We start from the raw sequence: 24,768 nt of genomic DNA on the forward strand, positions 1-24,768 counted from the left end.
GCTCTTTCAGATCGCCGGTTCGGAAGTGGGCTCGGTTGCGGAGTCGGATGCCGCGACGGTTGCGGTGAGGGGAGCCGGGGCCGCGGACCGCGAGGAGATGAACAGCGTGAGTGCTGCTGAGACCGTGGCGGCAATGGCTGCCACGAGGTAGACCATCTGGAAGCCTTGGCCAAGGGAAACCCCGGCCACTCCCTGGATCTGCTGCTGGGCGGAGGTGAGGGCTTGGGTCATTCCTTCCACGGCCTGGCTGGATGCGCCGCTGGCCGCGGCTTCGCCGGTGAGCCGGGCCATGATTCCGTCCCACCCCGAGAGGTAGCCCAGGGGCGGGACGTGGGAGAGTCCGGCCACGGCGTTGGCGGGCAGTCCGGTGCCGCCGAGGATTCCGGACAAGGGTCCGGCGAAGACCGAGGCACCAACTCCGAAGGCGATGGCTGAGCCCACCACGGGTCCAAGGGCAAAACCGAGGTCCCGCAGGAGGTTGGTGGTGGCCGAGGCCATGCCGATGTGTTGGGGCTGGACGGTATTGATGGCGACGGCGGTAATGGAGCCGACAGTGAGGGCGAACCCGATGCCCAGGAGCAGGAGCGGGGGTATGAACGCAGTCCACGCTGTGCCGCAGAATGCCTCGGGCGTGCCAAGCGGGAAGGTGGACAACCAGAAGCCGGAGATCGCCATGAAGGCGAAACCACCGGTCAGGGCCCACCGCGGAGCTACGTGGTGAATGAGCCAGCCCACCACGGGGATGAGGACGAACGCGGGGCCTTGGATGAAGACGAACAGCACGCCCACTTTCCAGGCCTCGGCCAGGGCGAGGCCGCCGACGGCGACGCTGGTGCTGTAGCAGATCGCGAGGAAGGCAAACATGCCCGTGACAGCCACGATGCCGGTGATGGAGTAGGCGCTGTTCTTGAACAGCGAGAGGTGGATAAGGGGCTGCTCGGTGCGCATCTCGATCACCACGAAGGACACCAGCAGGAGGCCGCCGATGACGTAGCTCGCCATGACCTCCCAGGCTCCGAAGCCCGAGTCCACGGCCTGGACTGTCGCGAACAGGACCGCGATGAGGCCGAGTGCCAGCGTGATCTGTCCGGGCACATCGAGCTTGCGTCCCTTGGCGGCGGCGGAGTCCTTCGCCCGGAGCGAGACAAGGAAGACGGCCACCGCGATCAGTGCCGCCACAAGGTAGGCCACGCGCCAGCCGCTGAATACGTTGGGGGCGCCCGCCTCAGGTGCGGGCACCGTGAAGAACTCCGCCGTCAGGCCAGCGAGCAAGGGCGAGATGACGGCACCAAGGGAAAGGAAGCCGGCCCAGGTGGCGATAGCCCTGGCCCGCGCCCGGTGGTCCGGGGTGATGGCGGCCAGCATGGACAGGGAGATGGGGAACAGGATGCCCGCCCCGATGCCGCCGATGGCCTGGGCCGCAATCATCATCCCGGTGCTGGTGGCCGTCGCGGCGGCCAAGGAGCCCAGGACGCTCAGCCCGGCTCCGACGTACAGCAGCTTCTTGCGTCCGAACAGGTCGCCCAAAAGCCCCCAGCTGAGTTCGAAAACGACGATGCCCATCATGAACATGCCGGCAATCCAGGTAAGGCCTGCCCCCGAGGTCTGGAATTCCACGGCGAACGTGCCGTTGAGGGCACCCGGGAGGGCGTTGGTGATCTGGGCAAGGGTGACCGCACTGTAGGCGGCCACGAACGTCGCTCGTGCCGAGCCTCGGCTCGACACTGTGGTGGTCTGACTCATCGATGAAACTCCCTTGTTTCGGGTCGATTGGAGGATGAAGTGCTTTCGCTCACAGTTTGAATGCAAATTTTACGCAGTGTCAAGAGATACGCACATCAAGAATGTTTTCTTGACATCATGTAAAGCTTTGTGTGACGCTGGCTGCACATCAGACCCGGACTTCAAGGGAGAAGCCAGTGATACATCCCCTTTCCGTCGACACCCCGGCAACACCAAACACCGCCACGGCCGGTAAAGCCGTCAACACGGTGCTCGGCCCCGTGCCGGCCCACGAACTGGGCGTAGTAGCCGTCCACGAAGCCCTGCTTTCAGTGGTTCCCGGAGCCCAGTACGCGCCGGACATCAGCATGGACCGGGCCGAGATCTTCGAGGTCCTGGCCGCTAAACTCAGCGATTTCCGCGCGCATGGCGGCAGGACCATCGTGGACAGCACAGGCATGTTCCACGGCCGGGACGTGAAACTCTACGAGGCCCTCTCGCGAGCTACAGGCGTCCACATCATTGCCTCCACGGGCATGGGCCCCGAAGAAACGCTGGGCGGCTACTTCCTCACGCCTCAGACCAACCCGCCTACACCGTGGCCTGCCGAAAAGTTCGCCGAGCTGTTCAGCAAGGAGGCCAGCGAAGGCATGGTGGTTCCCCGCGTCGAGCGCCGCGGATCCGCAGGCCTGGTCACCACCACGGCAGACCGCGCTGGCATGACACCAACCGAAGAGAGCCTTTTCCGGGGTTCGGCCAGGGCCTCCCTGAGCACAGGAATTCCGCTGTCCATCCGCTTCGGCGCAGACGCCCTGCATGACCTGGACATCGTGCTGGACGAAAAGCTCCCTGCCGGACGGGTACTCGTAGGCGATCTGGACCGTAAGGATGCCGCAGGCGCCGCCGTGGAAGTCGCCAGGCGCGGGGCGTTTACCGGCCTGGACCACGTGGGCCTCAACGACGACGCAAACTACCTGTCCGACGTCGAACGCGCCGCGTTGGTCGTCGAGCTGGTGGAGGCCGGGCACGGACACCGGATCATCCTGTCCAGCAATGCCATCGGCGTGGCCAAGGGACACCCGGACTATGACCTTCCCTTCAGCCACGTCCTGTCAACGTTCGTGCCCTTCCTCAAGCAGCAGGGCCTCAGCGACGAGGATGCCCACCGGATTCTGGTGGACAACCCCCGCGAACTCCTCACACATTCCTAAGGGGAACCTCTTGTCAAAGGTAAACACAGTGCTGGGAACCATCCCGGCCGAAGAACTGGGACTCGTGGCCATCCACGAGCACATCGGATACGGCATGCCCGGCAGCGAGCTGGACACCAAATGGTGGAAAACGCCGGAGGAACGCTACGCCGAGACGGTACCCAAGCTCCGGGCCTTCCATGAGTACGGCGGCGGAACCTTCGTGGACGCCACCGGCATCTGCAACGGCCGCGACGTCGACTACTACAAATCGCTGTCCGCCAAGACCGGCGTCCACATCGTTGCCTGCACCGGCTTCGTCGGAGGCGACACCGCCCTCCCGCACTTCGCCCGTGCCTCCGTGGACTACCTGGCCAAGGTCTTCATCCACGAAATCACCGTGGGAATCGGCACCACCGGAAGCCGGGCAGGCGTCATCAAAGTCGGCGTCAGCCGCGGCGGGCGCATGACGGACCTGGACAAGCGCATCTACCGCGCCGCAGCCCGGGCGTCCGTACAGACCGGGGCGCCGGTCCTGACGCACCTGGCCATCGACGCCGAAAACGCGATCGCCATCTTCCAAGAGGAAGGACTGCCGCTGGACCGCGTCCTTTTCGGCCACGTCGACGACGGTGTGAACGCCGAAAACACGCGGGACACCTGGATCGCGGAACAAGGAGGCCGGGTGGGGTTCGATACCTTCGGCTACGAGACCGAGCTTGAGGACCCGCCGTTTTGGGCCCGCCCGCGCCAGGAACGCCTGGACCACTTCCTTCGCTTCCTCAATGCCGGCCATCTGGACAAGGCACTCGCTGGAGCTGACGCCAACTGCAGTCCGCTCGGCTGGGCAGGGGTGAAGGGCCACACCGTCAACTACATCTTCGAGGACCTGATCCCGGACCTCCGCAAAGCCGGCCTCGAGGAGGACGCCATCAGGACCATCTTCGTGGACAACCCTGCCGCATTCCTCTCACTCAGCGCCTGAACCAAGAAAGCGATCAATCACATGAAGGCTTCGGACATCAAAAACCTCAGAATCGCCATTGTCGGCGCAGGGTACGGCGGCGCTGCGGCCGCCAAGGCCTTGAGCCTGCTCGGTGCGGACGTCAACGTCTATGAACAAACCAGCCAGATCCGCGAGGTAGGCGCCGGAATCGGCCTCCGCCCCTCCACCATGGACCGCTTCCGCCAATGGGGCACTTTTGAGGCGATCGCCCAGGTGAGCTCGGCCAGCGACTACTTCGAAATCCTTACAGCCACGGCCGAACCGATCATGAAGGAAGCCTGGCCGGGCATCGACGACTACGCCGAACAGACCAAGACCCAGCTGATCCACCGGGGAGACTTCATCGAGGCACTCCTTAGCGTCCTCCCCGAGGGCATGGTCCATCTCGGCCACAAACTCGAAACACTGGATGATCGGGGCACCCATTCCGTCCTCACCTTCGCACACGGCCGGACGGTTGAAGCTGACCTGGTCATCGGCGCGGACGGCATCAAGTCCGTAGTGCGGCATCAGTTGTTCAGCGACAAGGGCCCTGTCTTCTCCGGCGAACACGCCTACCGCGCTGTCATCTCCATCGACGACGCCCACGGCATGGTGGAGGACGACAACCTCCGCATGTACATAGGCCGGGGAACCAAGGTCTACCTCCTGCCCCTGCGCCACCGCAACCAAGTGTCCTTCGATATCACCGCACTCTGCCCCGACAGCACCTGGGCGCCCACCGTCACCAAGGAAGACCTCCTGGCCACTGTTCAGGGCTTCGACCAGCGGATTATCGATATCACCCGCGGCCTGGACATGGACAACGTGAACATCCGCGCCGTCTACGACATCGACCCCCTCGAGTCCTGGCACACCGACTCCGTGGTGCTCATGGGCGACGCAGCCCATTCGATGCTGCACCACCAAGGGCAGGGCGCCAACTCGGCCATCATGGACGCCGGCGCACTCGCCGACGCCCTGGTCCAGGCCGACTCGGTCAAGGAAGCCCTGGCCTTGTTCCAGGCAACGCGCAAGCCCGTGACCGATGAGCTGCAGCGCATTTCGCGCCAAGGCTGGACCGAGGACGAGGTGGACGATGTCTTCCCCGGGCAGAAACCCCCAGCGCAGCAACCGGCCCAGCTGCCAGCGCAGCTGCCCGCCGAAGCAAAGGCCTGACCCATGCCCCTCCATCCCCAGATCGCCAAGGTACTCAGCACCCTCCCCGCGCCCGACGGTTCGCCGCTCAACCCCGCGGCCATGCGCGCGGGCGAAGCAGCCCGGGTCCCGCCGATGGAACAGCGCTTGCCGCTTCACGGCGTCGTCGATGCCACAGCGGTGACCACCGCAGGCGAGGTGCCGGTGCGGATCTACACGCCCACGGACGCGGACCAGCACGGCCTGCTGATCTACCTCCATGGCGGAGCCTTCTTCCTGGGCAGCCTGGATACGCATGACCACCTCGCCCGTGCACTAGCGCAGGAGACCGGCCACAAGGTCATCTCGGTAGGCTACCGGCTGGCACCCGAGGCCGCTTTCCCCGCTGGCCTGGACGACTGCTACGCCGTGGTCCGCTGGGCGGCGGAGCAGCGCGAAAACCTGGGCTGGGACGGCAAGAACCTTGCGATTGCGGGCGACAGCTCGGGCGGAAACTTCGCGGCGGCAGTTGCCGCGAAAGCGCACGATGACGGGTTTGCGGGCATCACCCACCAGATCCTCTTCTACCCGTCGCTGGACCTGGACTTCGACGCTGACCGTTACCCCTCCATGCGTGAGAACGCCAAGGGTTACGGCCTGGAAACGGCCGGTCTGAAGCCGTTCAACGCTTTCTATCTCGACGGCGGTGCGGAGCCGGCCAGCCCGCTCGTCTCACCCATCAAGCGCGAGGACTTGGGCGGCCTGCCACCGGCGCTCATCATCACCGCCGAGTTTGACCCCCTGCGCGACGAAGGCGAACTGTACGGCCAGCGCTTGGCGGAGGCCGGCGTCGAAACCACCGTGAGCCGCTACGAAGGCGCCAACCATGGCTTCGTCCAGAACTTTTCCTGGATCCCCGAGTTCCACGGCGTCTTCAGCGAGACGGCGGAGTTCCTGCACCGGAGCCCCGGGAAATGACCCAGGCCGTACGCGTGCAACCCATCGTTTCGCCGTGGGGCCGTTTCGGCCTCTACAGCTTCTTCATCGACGCGCCCGAGCCGGCCATTGTCGACACCGGAATCGCGTCGTCGCCCGCGGAAGGAATGGTGCCGGCGTTGGAGGCCATCGGCCGCAGGATCGAGGACGTCCGCTGGATTTTCCTGACGCACGGACACATCGACCACATTGGCGGAGCCCATGCCTTGTGGGAGCTCACTGGACGGCGGGCGCAGGTGGTCATTCACCAGGCCGACGCGCCGATGCTGCGTTCGCGTCGTGCCCACGTGGACGAATATCTCGCCGGCCGCGGCCGGTACTTAAAGGATCACGACGGCGGCACCCGGGTAGCGGCCGCGGCCGACGCCGTCATTTCCGGCGAAATGGAGCCGACCCTCCTGGTCCGGGGCGGCGAAACCATATCCCTGGGTGGCGACGTGGCTGTTTCCGTTCACTCCATCCCGGGTCACACTCCAGGGTCGGTGGCCTACGTCATCGACGGCCAAAACGACGTCTTCGCGGGCGATGCCGTGCAGGTCCACGGTGCGGCCAACGGGTTCCCCGGCTTCGTGGACCCTGCGGGCTACCGTGCGAGCCTCGAGTACCTTCGCGATGAGATCCGTCCGCGGCATCTGTACCTCGGGCATCCGTACCGCGGCGCGGACGGTGAGCCGTTCGGCGTCGAACTCGATGAACCGCAGGCGCGACGCGCACTCCAGGAGAGCATCTCGCTCGAGTCCCGTGTGAGTGGCGCAGCCTGCCGCTGCCTCGATGCGGGACTCGCGGAGACGGCTTCGGGCTATTCACCGTTCGCCGCCGTTGCCGAAGAGCTGGGTTACACGGGCGATCCCAACCTGGAGCCGTCGCCTTTCTTCACCACGCTCCACGGCTACCGCAGGATTTTCGAGGCAGCGGGCCATGACACCACTACCAACGATGAGGAGAAGGCCACCCATGGATGACTTCCAACTTTTGAACGCCGGCGGCGAGAAGATCGCGGTCCGGAAGGATCTGCGGGTCCCCATGCGCGACGGCATCGAGCTCGCTGCCGACGCGTACCAAGGCATGGAGGACAAGCCGCGCCCCGCACTGGTGGCTTTGAGCCCGTACGGCAAGGAGCTGCAGGCGCTGGCTCTCACTACTCCTCCACAGCGTCGCCCGAGTCCGATGTGGGACGGCTGCATCGAGGCCGGTGACATCGCAAGGATCGTCAAGGAAGACTACGTCCATGTGATCGGCGACCTGCGCGGATCCGGGCATTCCGGCGGCGAGCACATCGGCAACTACAACGCCGGCGGGGTTTCCCTTGGCCAGGACGCCTTCGACTTCATCGAATGGGTCGCGGCCCAGCCATGGTGCGACGGCAACGTGGGGATGGTGGGCATTTCCTACTTCGGGTCCATGCAAGTCCTTGCCGCAGCGGAACGTCCGCCGAGCCTGCGGGCGATCTTTGTCTCCGGTGGCCACTACGACTTCTACGAGACCACCTACCACGGCGGCATCATGTGGTTCATGCCGCGGGCTGCACGCGAGGGCCGTGGTGGAGACTCCGGCTGGGCGTTCACGGACAATGTGAAGTCCCGCATGATGGAGAAATACTCCCCCCAAGAACTCAAGAGGCTCGTCCAGGAGCGCCTGCAGGATCCCGACGTCGCCGCGTGGCCCAACCTGGTCCACGTGCTGAACTACCCCACGAACCACGAAGCGTGGTTCGACATTGTCATGAACCAGCTGGACGGTGAATGGTATGAGGAACGAAACCCCGTCACGTTGGCACCGAAAATCGACATCCCGGTGTGGCTGCAGATCGACCAAGGCCGCGGCTGGACCATGGACGGAACCATCGAGCTCTTCAACGAACTCAAGGGACCGAAAAAGCTGGACATCGGCCCTTATCCGCCGATGCAGTCCCGGCCTTTCATCGAGGAACACGACAAAATGTTCCGCTGGTACGACTACTGGATCAAGGGCATCGATAACGGGGTCATGGACGAGCCTGCCGTCAGGGTCTTCGTGGAGGGCTCCCGCGAAACCGTCACTGCAGACCAGTGGCCACCCAAGGAAGTCCAGTACACGCCGTTCTTCCTGCGGCCTCGCGGCAAGCTATCCGCTGAACCCGAGCCCATGGGCGCCGAATACGCCGCGCCGGACGGCTTCTACCAGGCGCCGCTGACGGTGACGGACAAAGTGGAGATCCTCAGCTGGAGCACTCCGCCGTTCGAGCAGGAGTCCGAAATGATCGGTACGGGCGCGGCCCACATCTTCGCCGAGATAGACCAGCCGGACACCAACTTCATCCTCCGGTTGTGGGACTACGCGCCCAACGGCAAACGCCAACTGATCACCAGCGGCTACCTCAAGGCGTCACACCGTGAACTCGATGAGCGCACCACTGAAGGCAGCCCGCACCACCCGCACACCAGGGCAGTTCCGGTGGAGCCCGGGCAGATCGAGGAGTACGTGCTGCGTCTCTACCCCTTCGCCAACACCTTCAAACCGGGTCATCACCTGACCGTCGAGCTGTCCAACAGCGAACCCTTGGCTGACGAACACAACGCCCTGCTTCCGCCGGATGCTTTCCATCTGCCGGTAGGGCGGCCCGTCACGCACAAGATCTACCGCGACGCCGCGCACCCGTCGCGGATCGTCCTGCCTTTCACCGGGGGCAGCTAAGAACGCGCCCACTCCTCGCTGCCCACGTCGATTTCTTCTGCCATGTCATCGAGGAAACGCATCACTGTCTCCCGTTCCGCGGGCGTCAGCCGCGCGGCGGCCAGGAAGCGCTTGGCCTGTTGCCGCCCCACGGTCTGCATGGCGGCGTCGTGGGTGTGGGGCGTGATAGCGATCGCAAGGGCGCGCCGGTCTGAGGGGTGGGCGTGTCGGGCAATGTGTCCGGCGCGTTCCAGCCGGTCGAGGAGCTTGGTGGTGGACGCCGTCGAGATGTGAAGGTGACCGGCTATTGCCCCTGGTGTGGCAATTTCGCCGTGATTGGCGCAGACGATCAGGTAGTGCAGGGCCCGCATGTCCGATTGGTTGAGCTTCATGTAGCGCAGTGAAGCATCGGAGAGCCGCTGTTCGGCGTCGCGCAACCTCCCCAGTGCGGCCATCAGGGCACTGATCTGCCGGATGTCCGCCTCAGTGAGGCCGGACCTGTCCACGAGTTCCTGATGGGGGTCGTTGGAGTCCAAGTGATAGATGCCAGAGGAGATCGTGGCGTCGATTTCGTCAGGACTGGACATGCTGAGTATGTTACACCTAACTTCCTACATGGTAGCCTTTCTTCTAGCTTGTCTAGCAATATAGTGGCGTAGTGCGCTGCTCGTTGAGGTGGTCCTGAGGGAAGGCGAAAAGTGAACGCGACAGAGATGGTCGTCCTTCTTGACGACGCCGGCGAGCCCATCGGGATTGCCCACAAATCCGGGGTGCATACCTTGCAGACGCCCCTGCACCTGGCCTTCTCCTGCTACCTGCTCAACGAGTCCGGCCAAGTACTCCTGACCCGACGCTCACCGGAGAAGAAGACGTGGCCCGGCGTATGGACCAACAGCTTCTGCGGACATCCGGGGCCGGGTGAGGACTTCGAGGAAGCGGTGATGCGGCGCGCACGGTTCGAACTCGGCGTGGATGCCAACAGGATCGAACTGGTCCTTCCCTCCTTCCGTTACAGGGCAGTGGACCCCACTGGAATCGTCGAAAACGAAATCTGCCCCGTCTATGTAGCCCGGATCGGCGGCCAGGTGGAACCGAATCCGGCCGAGGTGGCGGACTGGGCCTGGGTTTCGCCGGCGCTGCTCGCAGATGCGTTGGAGAACACCCCCTCGGCATTCAGCCCGTGGCTCGTCCTGCAATTTCCCCAACTCCTGCAGGCCCGGGCCTTGCCCATCGGAGCGGGAGCATGACCGTCACGTCCGGTGCCTTGCGCAGCCGCACGGACCTTTGCACGCGCATCGAAAACGAACTGAGCGGGCTCATCGAAAAGAGGGCAAGCTCCGCGGCCACCTATGGCCCCCACTTCAGCCGCCTCTGGGATCTAGCCGGGCAGAACGTCCTCGGCGGCAAGTTAGTACGCCCCCTCCTCCTCATGGAGACCTACGACGCTTTGCAGCAAACGGGTTCCTCCGAGTCCGGCAAACGCGGGACGGCCATCAGCATCGCAGCCGCGATTGAACTCCTCCACTACGCCTTCCTCTTGCACGATGACGTGATCGACGGCGACCTCGTCCGCCGCGGGCACCCGAACCTCATCGGTTCCCTCCTGGCGGAAGCCGGCGAACTCCCCCGAGCCGATGGCGGCCTCCACTGGGCCCAAACAGGCGGGATCCTGATGGGCGACATGCTGCTGGCGGGCACGCATCAGGCGTTCGCCCGGGCAGACCTCCCCCACGCACTGCGGCTCCGCCTCCTCGACCTCCTGGAGCACACCATCAACGAGACCGTGGCAGGAGAGCAGTTGGACGTCGGCCTCGGTGACGGCATCGTTGCCCCCGAGCTTGAGACCATCTTGATGATGTGCGGCTACAAGACGGCTACCTACACGTTCGAGCTCCCCCTCCGTGCAGCCGCGGCCCTCGCTGGTGCAGGGTTCACCGTCGAGTCCGCGCTGGCGGCGGCCGGCCGGCACCTGGGGCTCGCCTTCCAACTCCAAGACGACCTCCTGTCCACCTTCGGGGATCCGGGCCGGCACGGCAAGGATCCCTACTCCGATCTTCGCGAAGGCAAGCAGACTGCCATCATCGCGCATGCACGGATGACCAGTGCGTGGCCGGGCATTGAGCCCTTCTTCGGCAGGCCTGAACTCAACGGCGCGGAGGCTGACCACGTGCGCCGGGAGCTCAGCAATTGCGGTGCGGAGAAATTCGTCCAGGACCTCATCGACCAGCAGATGCGGGAGTTCCATGAGTTGTTGACCAACCCCGGATCACAGGTCCCGGCAAGCGTGCGCAATGTGCTCCTGGACCTCGCGGGCCAGTTGGAAGGACGGCAATCATGAGCCTGGCCACCGACACCTCATTCACGCACTTCACGCGCACTGCCGAGCGCGCCGCGAACCAGGTCATCGCGGCCTACTCCACGTCATTCGGCCTCGCCTGCAGGCTGCTCGGGGCCAGGCACCGCCAGCACGTCCGGAACATCTATGCTTTGGTGCGCGTGGCCGATGAACTCGTGGACGGCGTGACGGCTGAGGCCGGCCTGAGCTACCAGGAACAATGCGAGGCCCTCACCCACTTCATCGAGGAGACCCACCGGGCTGTCAAACTCGGCTACAGCAGCGACCTCATCATCCATGCGTTCGCGCAAACGGCCCGCGTGGCCGGTATCGAACATGACCTCATTGATCCTTTCTTCGCGTCCATGCGCACGGACCTCGGCGAGCGCAGCGCAGCGCCGGCCGCACCCCTTCGCTTCGACCCGGAGGCGCACCAGGGCTACGTGCACGGCTCCGCCGAGGTGGTGGGCTTGATGTGCTTGCGCGTCTTCATGCGGGATGAAGACATCGACGACGGCGACGCTGCGGCTTTGGAGTTCGGCGCCAGCAGGCTGGGCGCTGCCTTCCAGAACATCAACTTCCTCCGTGACCTGGCCGACGACACCGCCCGGCTCGGTCGCAGTTACCTAGGTACCTCCGATCACCTGGAGGACCGTGATCGCCTGGACTGGGTCCGCACCATCCGGGCCCAGCTGGCCGACGCCAATGCGGCCATTCCCTTGTTGCCGCATGATGCCCGGGCAGCGGTCCGCAGTGCACTGGCCCTTTTCGCGGCCTTGACGGACAGGATCGAACAGACCACGGTGGACGAGCTTTACCGGTCCCGCGTCCGTGTTCCGGATACGGTCAAGGCAGGCCTGGCCGCCCGGGCTGTCGCCTCAACCTGGATGGAGCTGCACCGATGACCCGGACAGTAGTGATCGGCGGTGGCATCGCCGGGCTTGCCACCGCCGCCCTCCTCGCCCATGAAGGTCACGAAGTCCAGCTTCTTGAGCAACGTGACCGCGTTGGCGGGCGGGCCGGCAGCCTTGAACGCGACGGTTTCCGCTTCGATACCGGCCCTTCCTGGTACCTCATGCCGGGCGTTTTCGACCATTTCTTCGAGCTGCTCGGCACCAGCACCGCGGAACAGTTGGATCTTCGAACGCTCAGTCCCGCTTACCGCATCTTCAGCGAGCCAAACCACGACGGCGTGCGACCGGATCCGCTGACCGTCCCGTTGGGCAGCAATCAGGTTTTGGACACCTTCGAACGGGTTGAGCCCGGCAGCGCGAAGGTGCTCAAGGCTTACCTTGCTTCTGCCCGGCACACCACGGACATGGCTGAGCGCTTCTTCCTGTACAACCCTTTCACCAAGCTCAAGGGGTTGCTCCATCCGGAGGTGGTGCGGAGCCTGCCCAAGCTTTTGCAACTCCTGGCCACCCCATTGGACAAGTACGTTTCCCAGCGGTTCCAGCACCCGGTCCTCCGGCAGGTCTTGGGATATCCCGCGGTCTTCCTTGGCACCAACCCTTCCCATGCTCCCGCCATGTACCACCTGATGAGCGCCTTGGATTTGGGTGATGGCGTGCAGTATCCGATGGGTGGGTTCTGGGCTCTCGTGGAGCGGCTCGAGGCCTTGGCTCTTGATGCCGGTGTGCGGATCCACACCGGCGCGGAGGCCCTCAAAATCACCACACGCGAAGCACCCCACATCGGGAAGCTGGGACGCTTTGACGGCCTGAACCTTCCCGCCAGCCTCTCCGGCAAGGACAGCCGGGAAGTCACGGGCGTGAAGTGGCGTGACAGCTCCGGCGCAGAGCACTACAGCGTCGCGGACCTCGTTGTCTCAGGCGCCGACCTCCACCACACCGAAACCCAACTACTTGGAGTGAGGGACAGGAGCTACAACAACAAGTACTGGCAGAGCCGTACCAGCGGACCGGGCGCGGTCCTGGTGATGTTGGGAGTCAGGGGCGAGCTTCCTGAACTCCCCCACCACTCTTTGTTCTTCACCCGGGATTGGGAGGCAAATTTCGCCTCGATCTTCGGTGAAAAACCGAGTATTCCGGATCCCGCATCCATCTACGTCTGCAAGCCCAGTGCAACGGATGACGGAGTCGCTCCCCAAGACCACGAGAACCTCTTTGTGTTGGTTCCCATCCCGGCTGATCCCGAACTCGGAGCCGGTGGTCCGGACGGCAGCGGCGACGCCCTTATTGAGCGCACAGCCGACGCCGCCGTTGACCAGATCGCCCAGTGGGCCAACATCCCGGACCTCCGCGAGCGCATCGTGGTCCGGCACACCATCGGGCCGGCCGACTTCGCCCGCGACTACAACTCCTGGCGCGGAGGCATGCTGGGGCCCGCCCACACGCTGCGGCAGAGCGCCATGTTCCGGGCCCAGAATGCCTCCAAGCGTGTGCGCGGCCTGTACTACGCGGGGGCCACCACTTCGCCTGGGGTAGGGGTGCCGATGTGCCTCATCAGTGCGGAGCTTGTCCTGAAGCGGATCCGTGGCGACCACAGCCCCGGACCTGTCACTGCGAGGCCTGTATCCAGCAGGATTGGCTGATGGGTGTCATCTATCTGTTCTCGCTGCTGCTCGGCATCACGTGCATGCTCCTGCTTGACCACCGCTTCCGCCTGTTCTTCTGGCACGACGCGAAAGCGGCGGCGATCGTCACCGCCGTCGGGGTTGTGTTCCTGCTCGTCTGGGACCTGGCCGGAATCGGGCTGGGGATCTTCCTGCGCGGCGAAGGCACAATCGCCACCGGCCTGCTGATCGCTCCTGAGTTGCCCCTTGAAGAGCCCGTGTTCCTGCTCTTCCTGGTGCTGTGCACCATGGTCCTCTACACGGGCGCCCGGCGGCTCCTTGAACGGATCCCCGCGAGGCAAGCCGAGCGGGAGCGGGAGAACGTGTGACGTACTTATGGCTCGCTCTCGCGTTCATCGCCGCGGCAGTCGCTGCCGGGGTGCTCTTTGCCCGTGCGGGCGCCCAACCGGGCGAGGCCGCCAAGCACTGGAAAGCCGTAGGCCTGGCGTTCGCCGCACTCGCTGTGCTGACCGCCGTCTTCGACTCCGTGATGATCGGCATGGAGCTTTTCCACTACGACACCTCGCACATCCTCGGCATCAGGATAGGCCTGGCGCCCATTGAGGACTTCGCGTACCCGTTGGCGGGCGTCGTGGCGCTTCCCGGGTTATGGATGTGGCTGACGCGCAAGCGCAAAGGTGCCAGTTCCCACGGCGCCGAACCCCACCTCAAAGGCCTCGTCCCCCAGGCCTTACTCGCCTCCCGCCCGGTCAGCTGGATCAATACCGCCTACCCGTTTGCCGCGGCCATGCTCCTGACCACCCGCGAGATCGACTGGGTCCTGATCGTGGGCACCTTCTACTTCCTGATCCCCTACAACCTGGCCATGTACGGCATCAACGACGTCTTCGACTACGAGTCGGACCTGCAAAATCCGCGCAAGGGCGGTATCGAAGGCGCCCTCCTCCAACCCCATCTGCACCGGCCCATGCTGTGGCTCGCAGCCATTACCAACGTGCCCTTCCTGCTGGTGCTCGCCTTCGCGGCCGGCCCCGCCACGTGGCTCGCCCTGGGCGTGAGCGCATTCGCTGTGGTGGCTTACTCCGTTGCGGGACTCCGCTTCAAAGAGCGCCCGGTCTTGGACTCGCTGACGTCCAGTACGCACTTCGTGAGTCCCGCCGTCGTCGGCTTGACGCTTGCCGGCGCCGACGTGACGCCGGGGCTTCTCACCCTGCTGGCCGCGTTCTTCCTGTGGGGCATGGCTGCCCACGCCTTCGGCGCCGTCCAGGACATCGAACCCGACCGGCAGGCCGGCATCGGCTCCATAGCAACTGTCATCGGCGCCCGCCGGACGGTGAGGCTCGCCGTCGTGCTCTGGCTTGTTGCCGGTCTCGCAATGCTGGCTACGCCGTGGCCCGGGCCGCTGGCGGCGATCATCGCCTTCCCATACATCGTCAACTGCGCACCCTACTGGAAAGTCACTGATACGACGGCGGCACGCACCAATGTGGCATGGCGCCGGTTCATCTGGCTCAACTACGGATCAGGATTCGTGGTGACGCTCGTTTTCATCCTGCAGTGGAGCCTCACGTCATGACTGGGACGGTTCCTCTGGCTCTTCGTCGATGGTGTCCAGTGCCTCGCGCATGTGCTGAAGGAAGTTCACCACGATCTGCGATTCATCCGGATTCAAGGCACAGGCCGCGTCCAGCATCCGTCGGTGCATTCCGCCCAGCGTGTGCCGCACTTCCTGATCGGAACCGGGAGTCGGCTTCAGGATCAGCGCGCGGCGATCTGTTGGATGGGGTTCGCGGCGGATGTGGCCCGACTCCACCAAGCGATCGATCAAAGTGGTCATGGACGCCGACGTTATCCCGAGCTTGTCGCCAAGGTCCTTCGGTTTCATCACTTTGCCGGCGGCCTCGGCTTCGAACAAATAGCGCAGGGCCAGCAAGTCCTTTTCCCCCATCCCCATGGACGAGCGGGTCCGTCGACGCATCGCTTGCTCGGAGGCACGGTAGTCCCGCAAGGCGTTCAGCACGTCAATGGCAATGGCCTTCTGACCTGGGTCTTTGCCGTACCAATAGCCCTTTGCGTGGCCTTCCGAGTCCATCCGATGTTCCTTCGATAAACGTAAAGCTTGAATCACTAGCATTTTGATACTAGGTCACCTACCTCGTGAATGCATGACACCGCACATCCGATAAGGAAAGAGGCCCTGCACATGACGACAAGATCCCAGGATCCCGCCCGACAAATCACCGTCACGCTGAGCCTGGTGGTGTGCATCGTTGGCTCGATGATCGGCGTCGGAGTGTTCGGCGGAACCCCGATTGCACAGGCCGCCGGCGGTGCCCTGGCCGCCGACTCCACCCTCCTTGCCCCAGCCACGCCTGCCTTCTCCATCTGGTCAGTGATCTACGCCGGGCTTGTTGCCTACACCGTGTGGCAGTGGTTGCCGTCCCAGCGGGCCAACACTCGACAACGGTCTTTGGGGTGGGTTGTGGCCTTGTCCATGGTCCTCAACGCGGCGTGGATCCTGTCAGTCCAGGCCGGCTGGCTCTTTATCAGTGTCCTGGTGATCCTTGCGCTGCTGGTGACCCTGGTGGCGGCGTTCCTCCGCTACAGCCAGACCCGCGCATCATCATGGATTGAGGCCGTGGTGGTGGACGGGACCCTGGGGCTGTACCTCGGCTGGACCAGCGTGGCCGTGTGCGCCAACATTGCGGCTGCATTGAAGGCCTCAGGTTTCTCCGGGTTCGGCTTCCGACCTGAAATCTGGTCCGTCGCGGTGCTGGTAGTGGTCGCCGTTGTCGGTATCGCTTTGGCTATCAAGGGCCACGGGCGGCTGGCATTGGCCGCCGCCATCGCGTGGGGCCTCGTGTGGATCACGGTCGGCCGCAGCGTTGACGCACCCGAGTCATTTCCGACGGCGATCGCAGCCGCTGTTGCTGCTGCGGTGGTTCTCGGAGCTGCGATCACGGTGCGGGCCCGAACGGCGCTGGCTGGGGTTTCAGCGCGGCGTTGACCCGCATTTGCTGCCCTCGCTAGCGCCGCATGAAGAGTGCCGTCTTCGCGTGCATGGCGCTCGCGGCGAGTTCATAGAACACGACAATCAGCCCGAGGACTTGGCCGGCATCCGTTACGGTGCATTCGACCGAGCGGTCGCTGGTGCGTCGCGCACCCGGAATCGACATGGCAAGCTCGGCGGCGTTTGCCGTCGGCATGTCCACAGCAACCGTGAATTGCTCGGGCACGTCCGCAACGGTGAGAGTTGCCGCGTTGCGCACGGCGCGCGCCGCGGCTTCGCGGATGGCTTCGCGGGCCACGGACGGCGCTACCGATGCGGTGGACGTGTAGCCGTGCGCTACCTTGACCTCGACTGCCTCGACTCCAGCGAACTGCTCCCGTGCGATGCGGCAGATCACGTCATCGCCGCTGACGAGCCCGACGGGTACACCGAGCGAAGCCGCGTACATGGCGTTGACCTCGGCCTCCGAGACCACCGCACCGTTCACCCGTACCTCCGTGAAGTGGCTCGAAAAGGTGTGCGCAAGCACCCCGTATTCCCCTGCGGGGGCGTGGTAGCCGATGAACAAGGCGACGTCGCAATCCGCGGTGAGTCCCTCGGCCATGCACTGTGCCTTCGGACTGCCGAACACGACGATGGCCCGGGGGTCCAGACGCTCGTGGATGAGGTTGTCCATCGTGCCGTGCGAATCGTTGATGACAACCTCATCCGCCCCACCGTCGAAGGCGCCCGCGATTGCGGCGTTCGCCTCAAGGGTCATCAATTCCTGCGCGCGTGGATAGCCATGGCCGCCGCGGGCGACCTGGTCAAACGTCGCGACGCCGGCGACGCCCTCCATGTCGATCGAGATGAATGTCTTGATGCTCACGAGCTCTCCTTCGAAGGTGGCGGGCGCGCGGACAGGATTGCACCCATGACCTCAGTATTGCGCCCACACACGTCATCGCTCTTGAGACTTGGAAACCAAAAAGGGCATCAATATTGTACGATCCAACGAACTTCAGAGGCAGTGGAGCGTCGAAGGTAGAGGGACAAGACACTAGTGGACTCACCGCCACGAGAAGGGGAATCACCGTGACGCCCAACACCTTAACGAACCGCCCGCTTGAGCTCGAAGATATCGCGCGCTTCGTCGTGCCAGCCGAGACCGCGATCTCGCCAGATGGCACCCTCGTGGTCTTCACCCGCACGGAAACCTTGAACGGCAACGCGCACAGCTCACTCTGGGCGGTCAGCGACGGCTCCGAGGCCTGGCCTCTGACGAGCGGCCCGGCCGATTCCGCGCCGCAATTCGTCCCCGACGGTTCCGCGGTGCTCTTCCTGCGGGCCTCGGATGGACCAGCCCAGGTGTACCTGCTGCCCATCGGAGGAGGCGAAGCACGGGCCCTTAGCCGCACCGCTGACTTCCCCCGGGGTGTTGCGGCCGTGCGCGTCAGCCCCGACGGCCTCCGCCTCGCCATCACCGCGCCGGTTTCACGCAACGCAAAGGTATCGGCGGTGGAAGAGCCGATCGTGATCGACAGGCTCGGCTTCAAGACCGATGGGCTCGGCTGGAACGCCGCCGTTCGACTGCACCTCTTTGTCAGTGAGATCGCATCCGGCCGGGTGCGGCGCCTCAGCGACGGCGACTGGAACGCCAGCGAGGCAAACTGGTCGCCCGACGGTCTGCTGATCGCCTTCACGGCCGCAATCGAACCTGGCAGTGACCTCGATTGGACGAGCGGCGCCTACGTGCTCGACGTCGACGCCAAAATGCCGCTGCCGCGCCGCATCGGCCAGGCCACCAGCGTCGGCGGGGCACTGGCATGGTCACCGGATGGTGGCTCAGTGATCGCGGTCGGGAATCGCGCGCCGCGCACCGGCAACGCCGAACTCCTTCGTCTATACCTCGGCACGGATACGGCCGACGCCTCGCTCACTGCCCCGCTGGATCGCAATGTCATGGCCGGCTTCCCGGGCTACCCGGGCGGGCGCCCGGCGTTTCGTGCCGACGGCTCCGAGGTCCTCTACTGCTCACGCGACCGCGGCTGGACGCAGCTGCATGCGCTCGCCCCCGATGGCACGGGCTCACGGGCACTGCTCGCAGGGCCCCACCAGGTGGTCTCTGCCCTGTCCGTGGCGTCCGCTTGCGAACGTGTCGCCTTCGTGCTTACGACCCGGCAGAGCCTGGGTGAGGTCGCGACGCTCGACCTGGCAACCGGCGTCGTTACGGTGCTGACGAAATTGCGCGAGAGCACCCTGGCCGGCATCGAGCTGTTCGAGGCCGAAGAACGCGAGTTCACCATCACCGATGGCACACGCGTTCATGGCTGGGTGCTCTCGGCCCCGGAGACCGATGGCGCGGCGCCCCTGCTTCTCGACATCCACGGTGGCCCTCACAACGCCTGGAGCGGTGTCGCTGACGGCGTTCATCTTTACCACCAGGTCCTGGCAGCGAAGGGCTGGCGCATCCTGATGGTGAACCCACGCGGCTCGGATGGCTACGGGGACGCCTTCTACCGGGCCGTAAACGGGGGCTGGGGCACCGCCGATGCACGCGACTTCCTCGAGCCGATCGACACACTCGTTGCCGAGGGCCTCGCCGACCCCGACCGCCTCGCCGTGACCGGTTACAGCTACGGAGGCTTCGGCACCTGTGCGCTCACGGCAGCGACCACCCGATTTGCCGCGGCCGTCGCCGGTGGCCTGATCTGCAACTTCTCCAGCATGGCCGCCGATGGCGAGCACGCCGCGTACTTCTCCGAGATGAGCACGGGGGTTGCGCCGCTGGGCCACTACCGCGAGCTCCTCGATGGCTCACCGATCGCCCAGGTCACCAATGTCAGAACGCCGACCCTCATCCTGCACGGAGCCGAGGACGCAACCTGTCCCGTCGGGCAGGCAGAGGAATGGTTCAAGGCCCTGCGCCTGGCCGGGGTGCCGGCCCGCCTTGTCGTCTACCCGGGCGGGAGCCACCTGTTCATCCTGGACGGCCCGATCGAGTATCGCATCGACTACAACCGCCGTCTCATCGAGTGGCTCGAAAGCTACACGCGGCCCGTCTCGCGCGCACGGCCGCACGGCCTCACCGCCGCCGGTCACGGCGCCGGCTTCTGGCGCCGCCGCCTGGACGTTCTCCGCACCCGCTACGGGGTCACAGCTGCACAGTTCGGCATCGTGCGGCTCAACGAGAACGGCACCCCGATCGAATGCACCACGGCGAGCTCGGGAGTACTCGACACCGGCTCCGGGGTATCCACGACGGACGACGCGCTTTTCCAGATCGGCTCGATCACCAAGGTCTGGACAACGGTCCTCATCATGCAACTCGTCGACGAGGGGCGCCTGGAGCTGGATGCACCGGTGCAGAGCATCCTGCCCGATTTCGCCCTCGCGGATCACGCCACCGCCGCCGCCGTCACGGTGCGGCACCTTCTGATTCACACGAGCGGCATCGACGGGGACCTCTTCACCGACACCGGCCCCGGCGACGACTGCGTCGAGCGCTACGTCGAGTCACTGAAGAGCGCCAGGCAGGTGCACCCGATCGACGAGCGTTTCTCGTACTGCAACGCAGGCTTCGTCGTCGCAGGGCGGATCATCGAAGTGCTGCGAGGCACCACCTGGGACGCCGCGCTACGCAAGCACATCATCGCACCCATGGGACTCGAACACACGATCACCCTGACCTCGGACGCCCCACGCTTCGCCACCGCAACGGGGCACTCCGGGTTCGGCGATGCAGCCGCGCCGGTTTCGACGTGGCCGATCACGCGCTCCATGGGGCCAGCCGGCCTGATCACGGCGAGCATCGGGGACCTGCTCAGCTTCGCCCAGACCGCGCTCCGCGGCGGTCTCGCGCCCAACGGCACACGCATACTCTCCGCCGAATCGGCCAGCGCCATGCTCGAGGAACAGGTAAGCCTGCGCGCAGTGTCGCCCTCCACCGCTGGCTGGGGGCTCGGTTGGTTCCTCGAAGACTGGAAAGGAACATTCGTCTACGGACACGATGGGGGCACCATTGGCCAACGCGCCTATCTGCGGGTCTTCCCGGAGGACGGTTTCGCGCTCGCGCTGCTGACCACCGGGGGCCAACCGGATGGCCTCTACCGGGAATTGTTCGGCGATGCCGCCAGTGCCATCTCGGCGGCGCGGATCCCGGATGCCTTGCAGGCGGACTCGAACGGCGCGTCCGCCGCGCTTGCCCGAGAGATCGCCCGGACACCGCGCAGCTACGCCTCCGGCGGAGCGGCGCTCATGTTCGAGAACGCCGGGAATGGTCCGCAGCTCACCATGCGCGAACTCACCGACATCCTGCAGGACGGCGCGGAGCCCAAAGCAACCACCCTTAAGCTTGTGCCCGCCACCGAGCCCGGCGTCTTGCTCTACACCTCGCCCGACTCCGCGGGCTGGGCACAATTCCGTCCGCTCGAGAAGGGCGCCTACCTCGGCTACCGCTACATGCCCCACGGTGATGCCTCGTGACCGGTGCTCTGCTCACGAGCCAGGCCAGGCTCGACCAGATCGCCTCACGTGCCGAGGCCCAGGCCCAGGCACTGGCCGTGGCCAGCGGGGTCAGCGTCCGCACCCTGCACGACCCGACCGACATGGAGCTGGCCTCTGCTCTTCTCGCGACGATCTGGAAGGCCAAAGGAAACGAGCCCCTCATCGACCCGGGCTTCCTTGTCGCGCTCGCGCACGCGCACAACTACGTCGCAGGCGCATACCGCGGCACGGAACTGGTTGGCGTGTGCGTCGGATTCTTCCACCCGCCGCCGGACCGGACGCTGCACTCACACATCGCGGGCGTCCGCGGCGGGAGCATCGGGGCGGGGGTCGGCAAGGCACTCAAACACCATGAGCGGGCCTGGTGCCTTCGCCGCGGGACCGACACCATGACGTGGACCTTTGATCCACTAGTTGCGCGCAACGCCTACTTCAATATTCACAGGCTCGGGACAGCCGCAATGAACTACTTGCCCAATTTCTACGGAGAGATGACAGACAGCATAAACCGCGGCCAGGACAGCGACCGGATGCTACTGGCCTGGGATCTGCTGCGGGAGCCCGGTGCCCGCATAGCGGCGGGCACCCCGGAACCGGAGGCCTGTGTCCTGCACAACGAGGACGGTGTGCCGCACCTCTCCCCCGACTCCCTGGGCTCAGCGCAGCGCGTCCGGGTCGAGATCCCCTCCGACATAGAAACAATGCGGATCGAGCATCCCGATCGAGCCGCTTGCTGGCGCCCCGCGCTCCGTGACGCCCTTGCAACACTCATGAACGACGGCTGGCAGGTCACCGACTTCGCCCGCCAAGGCCACTACAGTCTCGAAAGGACCCCCGCACGTGCGCATTCTCAGCATTGACCTCATCGATATCACCCTGCCCCTCGTGTCACCATTCACCACCTCGTTCAGCACCCAAACCTCGCGCTCACCGCTGCTCGTCAAGGTGACGGCCGAGCACAATGGCCGTGAGGTGACCGGCTGGGGCGAGTGCGTCGTCCTCGACGGGCCCGTGTACTCGCCCGAGTATCTCGATGGCGCGCGCGAGGTGTTGCAGCGCTTCCTGATTCCGGCGCTCTACGCCTGGCAGGAGGCGGGCAAGACGCTCACCGCCGAGCTTGTAGGCCACGTCCTTGAGCACATCGTTGGCCACCGCATGGCGAAGGCCGCGCTCGAGATGGCGATCCTCGATGCCCAGCTGCGGGCGACGGATATTTCCTTCGCCTCCTATTTCGGCGCGACTGTCGACACGGTCCCGTCCGGCGTTTCGGTCGGAATCCAGAAGTCAATCCCGGATTTGCTCTCCGCGGTAGGCGGCTATCTCGACCAGGGCTACGTGCGCATCAAGCTCAAGATCCAGCACGGCTGGGACATCGAGCCCGTCCGTGCAGTGCGCGAGCGCTTTGGCGATATCCCGTTGCAGGTGGACGCGAATACCGCCTACCGGCTCGTCGACGCCCCGCATCTGCGCAAGCTGGACCCCTTCAACTTGCTGCTGATCGAGCAGCCGCTCGCTGAGGACGATCTGCGCCAGCATGCCCTCCTTGCCCGTGAAATCTCGACACCGATGTGCCTTGACGAGTCGATTGTCTCTGCGGCCTCCGCCGCCGACGCCATCGCCATGGGAGCCGCAGCAATTATCAACATCAAGCCCGGACGCGTTGGTGGATACCTCGAAGCCAAACGCATTCACGACATCGCCGTGGCCCATGGGGTCGCTGTGTGGTGCGGCGGGATGCTCGAGACCGGCCTCGGCCGTGCGGCAAATGCGGCACTCGCCGGCCTGCCCGGATTCACTTTGCCGGGAGACATCTCCGCATCAGACCGTTTCTACAAGCAGGACATCACCGAACCCTTCCGAATCGAAGACGGCCAGATCCGGATCCCGGGCGGGCCGGGCATCGGCGTCGAACCGATCCCTGCGATGCTCGCCGAGGCGACGACAGCGACCGTCACGGTCGCCCCACGGCGAGCTCAGACACTTACAGCGAGCGCTCGCCGTGGGTGAGTAGGCGCAACTGGATCATGGCTGCGAAACGCGCTTCCGGGTCGCTCAGGTCGATCTGTCCAATGGCGGAGAGCCTGCCCAGGCGGTAGCGGAAGGTGTTCGGGTGGGTGTACACGAGCGCGGACGCCGCGGCAACGTCGCCGAAGGCATCCAGCCAGGCGCGGAGAGTTTCAACAAGTTTTGCGTTGCGCACCCGGTCGTACTCAAGCAAGCGTGCGACCGGGCCGCTTGGGCGGTCGCCGCGAGCGGCGGCAAGATCTCCGAGTTCGACGAGAAGTGCCTCAACTTGCACATCGTCGAAGATCACGACCTGCGCATGCGATCGGCCTAGTTGAAGCACGCGCAGGGCGCGATCCGCGCTGACGCGGGAAGCGGGCAGTGCTGCATGGCCCTCGGCGATGGTGCCGATACCGAGCAGCAGGCGCCGGTCGCCGCCGATGCGGGCGAGGAATTCTTTGGCGACCCGTGCGGTGCGTCGGTCGGCATCCGCTTGGTCCGGGCGAACGCTGACGACACCGTAGATGATGTTGCCGATGAGAGCGGCGGCGGAGCGGGGATATACCGCGCTCAGGTGCATCGAGAAGGCGTCGGCGATGCGTTGCCGTGCGGGGAGAAGACGCGCATGCGCGGCCCCGTCTTCCTCGTCCTCTTCGGACTCTGCGGCAGCGAGCGCAAGCACAACGCAGCGGTGATCGGTGAGACGCAACTGTGAGGCGGCATCGGCCGCGCCCGGCCCGCCTTCAAGCAGCGTGGCAAGTAGATCAGCCCGCAGCCTGCGCTCAACGTCGGCACCGGCGCGTATCCGCAGCATGTGCAGCGCTACGAGCTTCGCGGCATCCTTCAGCGCCACGATCCGATCTTCGGGCATTGGTTCGCGCACCGCAACCCAGATGGAGCCGAGAATCTCGTCGCCCGCACGCACGGCGAGCGCCACACGAGGGTAGGAGGCCACTTGGGGGTCGGCATCTACGGGAGCTACCTGGATGGGGTCGGTGCTGCGATACATGTCGCGGAACACACCGCGCTGCTCCAACTGGCGCGTGTAGCGTTCGGGAACCTGACGACCGAGGATTGTCTCCACTCGGGCGGGATCGGCTTCGTCTTGCTTGCCGGAGAAGGCGAGGACCCGGGAGTTGCGGTCCTCGATCGTGACGGGAGCATTGAGAAGTGTCGAAATTGCATTGGCGAGCGAGAAGAGGTCACCGGCGGGCATTCCACCGAGGCCGCTCTCGCCGACGTCGCCTTCCGCGATGAGCGAGCGCAGCATCGAAGTGAGTTGGGCCCAGGAGGCGCCGCGGGTCAGTGCCAGCACGGGAATGCCGGATTCTTCGGACGCGCGTATGATCGCCGGGTCTGCGGTCACTGGCGCCCGGAGCACGAGGCCCGCGGCGTCTTGGGTGGCGAGGGTTGTGAGCAGCTCGACGATTTCCCCGGTCTCGCGCATCCCAACGCCGAGCACGAGCGCACCGTGTGAGGGGAGGGCATCGTCGAGGGAGTCGTGGATGATCACCGTCTCGATCTGTTGTTGGCCCTCCGCTTTTCCGCAGACGAGCTCAAGAAGGGTCGTTCCGAGGTCTTCGAGCACCCGGCCCAGGCTTGATCGCGGACGTATCGTCATTGACATGAGCACGCCTCTGACACTACGGGCGGACGGTACGACTCGACATTGTTGCGCACGATGAAATCGTACCCCGATTTCGTCCGATATTACGG

Annotated in this window: 21 protein-coding genes; 16 read left to right on the plus strand and 5 right to left on the minus strand. The window is 65.1% G+C overall.

The features are described from left to right. Window positions 1-6: 6 nt before the first annotated feature. Entirely contained in the window at window positions 7-1,743 is a 1,737-nt protein-coding gene (locus ACFRJ9_RS09490; protein WP_377666778.1) for an MFS transporter, read from the minus strand. Between the two features lie 176 nt (window positions 1,744-1,919). Here ACFRJ9_RS09490 and ACFRJ9_RS09495 point away from each other — a divergent pair, with 176 nt between their 5' ends. The 6 genes from ACFRJ9_RS09495 to ACFRJ9_RS09520 are packed head-to-tail and all read left to right on the plus strand — an operon-like array spanning window position 1,920 to window position 8,703. Next, window positions 1,920-2,933, plus strand: coding sequence for a phosphotriesterase (locus ACFRJ9_RS09495; protein ID WP_377666780.1), 1,014 nt, complete (start codon window positions 1,920-1,922; stop codon window positions 2,931-2,933). A 10-nt stretch (window positions 2,934-2,943) separates the two neighbouring features. Next, a complete protein-coding gene (locus tag ACFRJ9_RS09500) occupies window positions 2,944-3,897 on the plus strand; it encodes a phosphotriesterase (protein ID WP_377666782.1) in 954 nt (317 codons plus the stop codon). Between the two features lie 21 nt (window positions 3,898-3,918). Next, window positions 3,919-5,076 (plus strand): FAD-dependent monooxygenase, encoded by a 1,158-nt coding sequence (locus ACFRJ9_RS09505; protein WP_377666784.1) that lies wholly within the window; start codon window positions 3,919-3,921, stop codon window positions 5,074-5,076. Between the two features lie 3 nt (window positions 5,077-5,079). Continuing rightward, window positions 5,080-6,012: an alpha/beta hydrolase gene (locus ACFRJ9_RS09510; RefSeq protein WP_377666786.1), complete on the plus strand. Its 933-nt coding sequence runs from the start codon at window positions 5,080-5,082 to the stop codon at window positions 6,010-6,012. Continuing rightward, window positions 6,009-6,992 (plus strand): MBL fold metallo-hydrolase, encoded by a 984-nt coding sequence (locus tag ACFRJ9_RS09515; RefSeq protein WP_377666788.1) that lies wholly within the window; start codon window positions 6,009-6,011, stop codon window positions 6,990-6,992. Before ACFRJ9_RS09510 ends, ACFRJ9_RS09515 begins: the two co-directional genes overlap by 4 nt. Further along, window positions 6,985-8,703, plus strand: coding sequence for a CocE/NonD family hydrolase (locus ACFRJ9_RS09520; RefSeq protein WP_377666790.1), 1,719 nt, complete (start codon window positions 6,985-6,987; stop codon window positions 8,701-8,703). The genes ACFRJ9_RS09515 and ACFRJ9_RS09520 overlap by 8 nt, the downstream gene beginning before the upstream one ends. Here the strand turns inward: ACFRJ9_RS09520 and ACFRJ9_RS09525 are convergent. Beyond that, entirely contained in the window at window positions 8,700-9,269 is a 570-nt protein-coding gene (locus ACFRJ9_RS09525; RefSeq protein WP_377666792.1) for a MarR family winged helix-turn-helix transcriptional regulator, read from the minus strand. The genes ACFRJ9_RS09520 and ACFRJ9_RS09525 overlap by 4 nt on opposite strands. A gap of 111 nt (window positions 9,270-9,380) precedes the next feature. Between ACFRJ9_RS09525 and idi the strand changes: the two genes are divergently transcribed. From idi to ACFRJ9_RS09555, 6 genes are read left to right on the plus strand one after another with little or no spacing between them, the layout of a single operon-like run. Continuing rightward, window positions 9,381-9,929: an isopentenyl-diphosphate Delta-isomerase gene (gene idi, locus ACFRJ9_RS09530; protein WP_377666794.1), complete on the plus strand. Its 549-nt coding sequence runs from the start codon at window positions 9,381-9,383 to the stop codon at window positions 9,927-9,929. Beyond that, window positions 9,926-11,020, plus strand: a complete 1,095-nt coding sequence (locus ACFRJ9_RS09535) for a polyprenyl synthetase family protein (protein WP_377666796.1) — start codon at window positions 9,926-9,928, stop codon at window positions 11,018-11,020. The genes idi and ACFRJ9_RS09535 overlap by 4 nt, the downstream gene beginning before the upstream one ends. Next, window positions 11,017-11,922, plus strand: coding sequence for a phytoene/squalene synthase family protein (locus ACFRJ9_RS09540; protein WP_377666798.1), 906 nt, complete (start codon window positions 11,017-11,019; stop codon window positions 11,920-11,922). The genes ACFRJ9_RS09535 and ACFRJ9_RS09540 overlap by 4 nt, the downstream gene beginning before the upstream one ends. Further along, the gene (gene crtI, locus ACFRJ9_RS09545; protein ID WP_377666800.1) at window positions 11,919-13,571 is read left to right on the plus strand and encodes a phytoene desaturase family protein; all 1,653 of its coding nucleotides are present in this window, start codon (window positions 11,919-11,921) and stop codon (window positions 13,569-13,571) included. Before ACFRJ9_RS09540 ends, crtI begins: the two co-directional genes overlap by 4 nt. Then, the gene (locus tag ACFRJ9_RS09550) at window positions 13,571-13,921 is read left to right on the plus strand and encodes a lycopene cyclase domain-containing protein (protein ID WP_377666802.1); all 351 of its coding nucleotides are present in this window, start codon (window positions 13,571-13,573) and stop codon (window positions 13,919-13,921) included. The genes crtI and ACFRJ9_RS09550 overlap by 1 nt, the downstream gene beginning before the upstream one ends. Then, a complete protein-coding gene (locus ACFRJ9_RS09555; RefSeq protein ID WP_377666804.1) occupies window positions 13,918-15,129 on the plus strand; it encodes a prenyltransferase in 1,212 nt (403 codons plus the stop codon). The genes ACFRJ9_RS09550 and ACFRJ9_RS09555 overlap by 4 nt, the downstream gene beginning before the upstream one ends. Here the strand turns inward: ACFRJ9_RS09555 and ACFRJ9_RS09560 are convergent. Continuing rightward, complete coding sequence (locus ACFRJ9_RS09560; RefSeq protein WP_377666806.1) at window positions 15,124-15,645, minus strand: MarR family winged helix-turn-helix transcriptional regulator; 522 nt, start codon at window positions 15,643-15,645, stop codon at window positions 15,124-15,126. The genes ACFRJ9_RS09555 and ACFRJ9_RS09560 overlap by 6 nt on opposite strands. A gap of 111 nt (window positions 15,646-15,756) precedes the next feature. Between ACFRJ9_RS09560 and ACFRJ9_RS09565 the strand changes: the two genes are divergently transcribed. After that, the gene (locus ACFRJ9_RS09565; protein WP_377666808.1) at window positions 15,757-16,560 is read left to right on the plus strand and encodes a TspO/MBR family protein; all 804 of its coding nucleotides are present in this window, start codon (window positions 15,757-15,759) and stop codon (window positions 16,558-16,560) included. 19 nt (window positions 16,561-16,579) lie between these two features. On the opposite strand, the gene ACFRJ9_RS09570 is transcribed toward ACFRJ9_RS09565, so the two are convergent. Continuing rightward, window positions 16,580-17,431 carry a M55 family metallopeptidase gene (locus tag ACFRJ9_RS09570; protein WP_377666810.1) on the minus strand — a complete coding sequence of 284 codons (852 nt, stop codon included), beginning with the start codon at window positions 17,429-17,431 and terminating at the stop codon, window positions 16,580-16,582. A gap of 206 nt (window positions 17,432-17,637) precedes the next feature. On the opposite strand from ACFRJ9_RS09570, the gene ACFRJ9_RS09575 reads away from it, so the two are divergent. From ACFRJ9_RS09575 to menC, 3 genes are read left to right on the plus strand one after another with little or no spacing between them, the layout of a single operon-like run. Beyond that, window positions 17,638-21,027: an LpqB family beta-propeller domain-containing protein gene (locus tag ACFRJ9_RS09575; RefSeq protein ID WP_377666811.1), complete on the plus strand. Its 3,390-nt coding sequence runs from the start codon at window positions 17,638-17,640 to the stop codon at window positions 21,025-21,027. Further along, on the plus strand, window positions 21,024-21,908 hold the full coding sequence (locus tag ACFRJ9_RS09580) for a hypothetical protein (RefSeq protein WP_377666813.1): 885 nt from the start codon (window positions 21,024-21,026) through the stop codon (window positions 21,906-21,908). Before ACFRJ9_RS09575 ends, ACFRJ9_RS09580 begins: the two co-directional genes overlap by 4 nt. Continuing rightward, window positions 21,889-23,055, plus strand: a complete 1,167-nt coding sequence (gene menC / locus ACFRJ9_RS09585; protein WP_377666815.1) for an o-succinylbenzoate synthase — start codon at window positions 21,889-21,891, stop codon at window positions 23,053-23,055. The genes ACFRJ9_RS09580 and menC overlap by 20 nt, the downstream gene beginning before the upstream one ends. On the opposite strand, the gene ACFRJ9_RS09590 is transcribed toward menC, so the two are convergent. Next, window positions 23,030-24,679: a PucR family transcriptional regulator gene (locus tag ACFRJ9_RS09590; RefSeq protein WP_377666817.1), complete on the minus strand. Its 1,650-nt coding sequence runs from the start codon at window positions 24,677-24,679 to the stop codon at window positions 23,030-23,032. The genes menC and ACFRJ9_RS09590 overlap by 26 nt on opposite strands. Window positions 24,680-24,768 lie beyond the last annotated feature (89 nt).

It is taken from the genome of Paenarthrobacter sp. NPDC056912, assembly GCF_042786555.1.
In the GTDB taxonomy this organism is placed as follows: domain Bacteria; phylum Actinomycetota; class Actinomycetes; order Actinomycetales; family Micrococcaceae; genus Arthrobacter.

Excerpts from the sequence above, each read along its gene's own strand:
- ACFRJ9_RS09590 (WP_377666817.1), bottom strand. The coding sequence starts at position 24,679 with ATGTCAATGACGATACGTCCGCGATCAAGCCTGGGCCGGGTGCTCGAA.
- ACFRJ9_RS09490 (WP_377666778.1), bottom strand. The coding sequence starts at position 1,743 with ATGAGTCAGACCACCACAGTGTCGAGCCGAGGCTCGGCACGAGCGACG.
- ACFRJ9_RS09550 (WP_377666802.1), top strand. The coding sequence starts at position 13,571 with ATGGGTGTCATCTATCTGTTCTCGCTGCTGCTCGGCATCACGTGCATG.
- ACFRJ9_RS09520 (WP_377666790.1), top strand. The coding sequence starts at position 6,985 with ATGGATGACTTCCAACTTTTGAACGCCGGCGGCGAGAAGATCGCGGTC.
- ACFRJ9_RS09525 (WP_377666792.1), bottom strand. The coding sequence starts at position 9,269 with ATGTCCAGTCCTGACGAAATCGACGCCACGATCTCCTCTGGCATCTAT.
- ACFRJ9_RS09565 (WP_377666808.1), top strand. The coding sequence starts at position 15,757 with ATGACGACAAGATCCCAGGATCCCGCCCGACAAATCACCGTCACGCTG.
- ACFRJ9_RS09540 (WP_377666798.1), top strand. The coding sequence starts at position 11,017 with ATGAGCCTGGCCACCGACACCTCATTCACGCACTTCACGCGCACTGCC.
- ACFRJ9_RS09535 (WP_377666796.1), top strand. The coding sequence starts at position 9,926 with ATGACCGTCACGTCCGGTGCCTTGCGCAGCCGCACGGACCTTTGCACG.
- ACFRJ9_RS09505 (WP_377666784.1), top strand. The coding sequence starts at position 3,919 with ATGAAGGCTTCGGACATCAAAAACCTCAGAATCGCCATTGTCGGCGCA.
- ACFRJ9_RS09510 (WP_377666786.1), top strand. The coding sequence starts at position 5,080 with ATGCCCCTCCATCCCCAGATCGCCAAGGTACTCAGCACCCTCCCCGCG.
- crtI (WP_377666800.1), top strand. The coding sequence starts at position 11,919 with ATGACCCGGACAGTAGTGATCGGCGGTGGCATCGCCGGGCTTGCCACC.
- ACFRJ9_RS09515 (WP_377666788.1), top strand. The coding sequence starts at position 6,009 with ATGACCCAGGCCGTACGCGTGCAACCCATCGTTTCGCCGTGGGGCCGT.
- ACFRJ9_RS09560 (WP_377666806.1), bottom strand. The coding sequence starts at position 15,645 with ATGGACTCGGAAGGCCACGCAAAGGGCTATTGGTACGGCAAAGACCCA.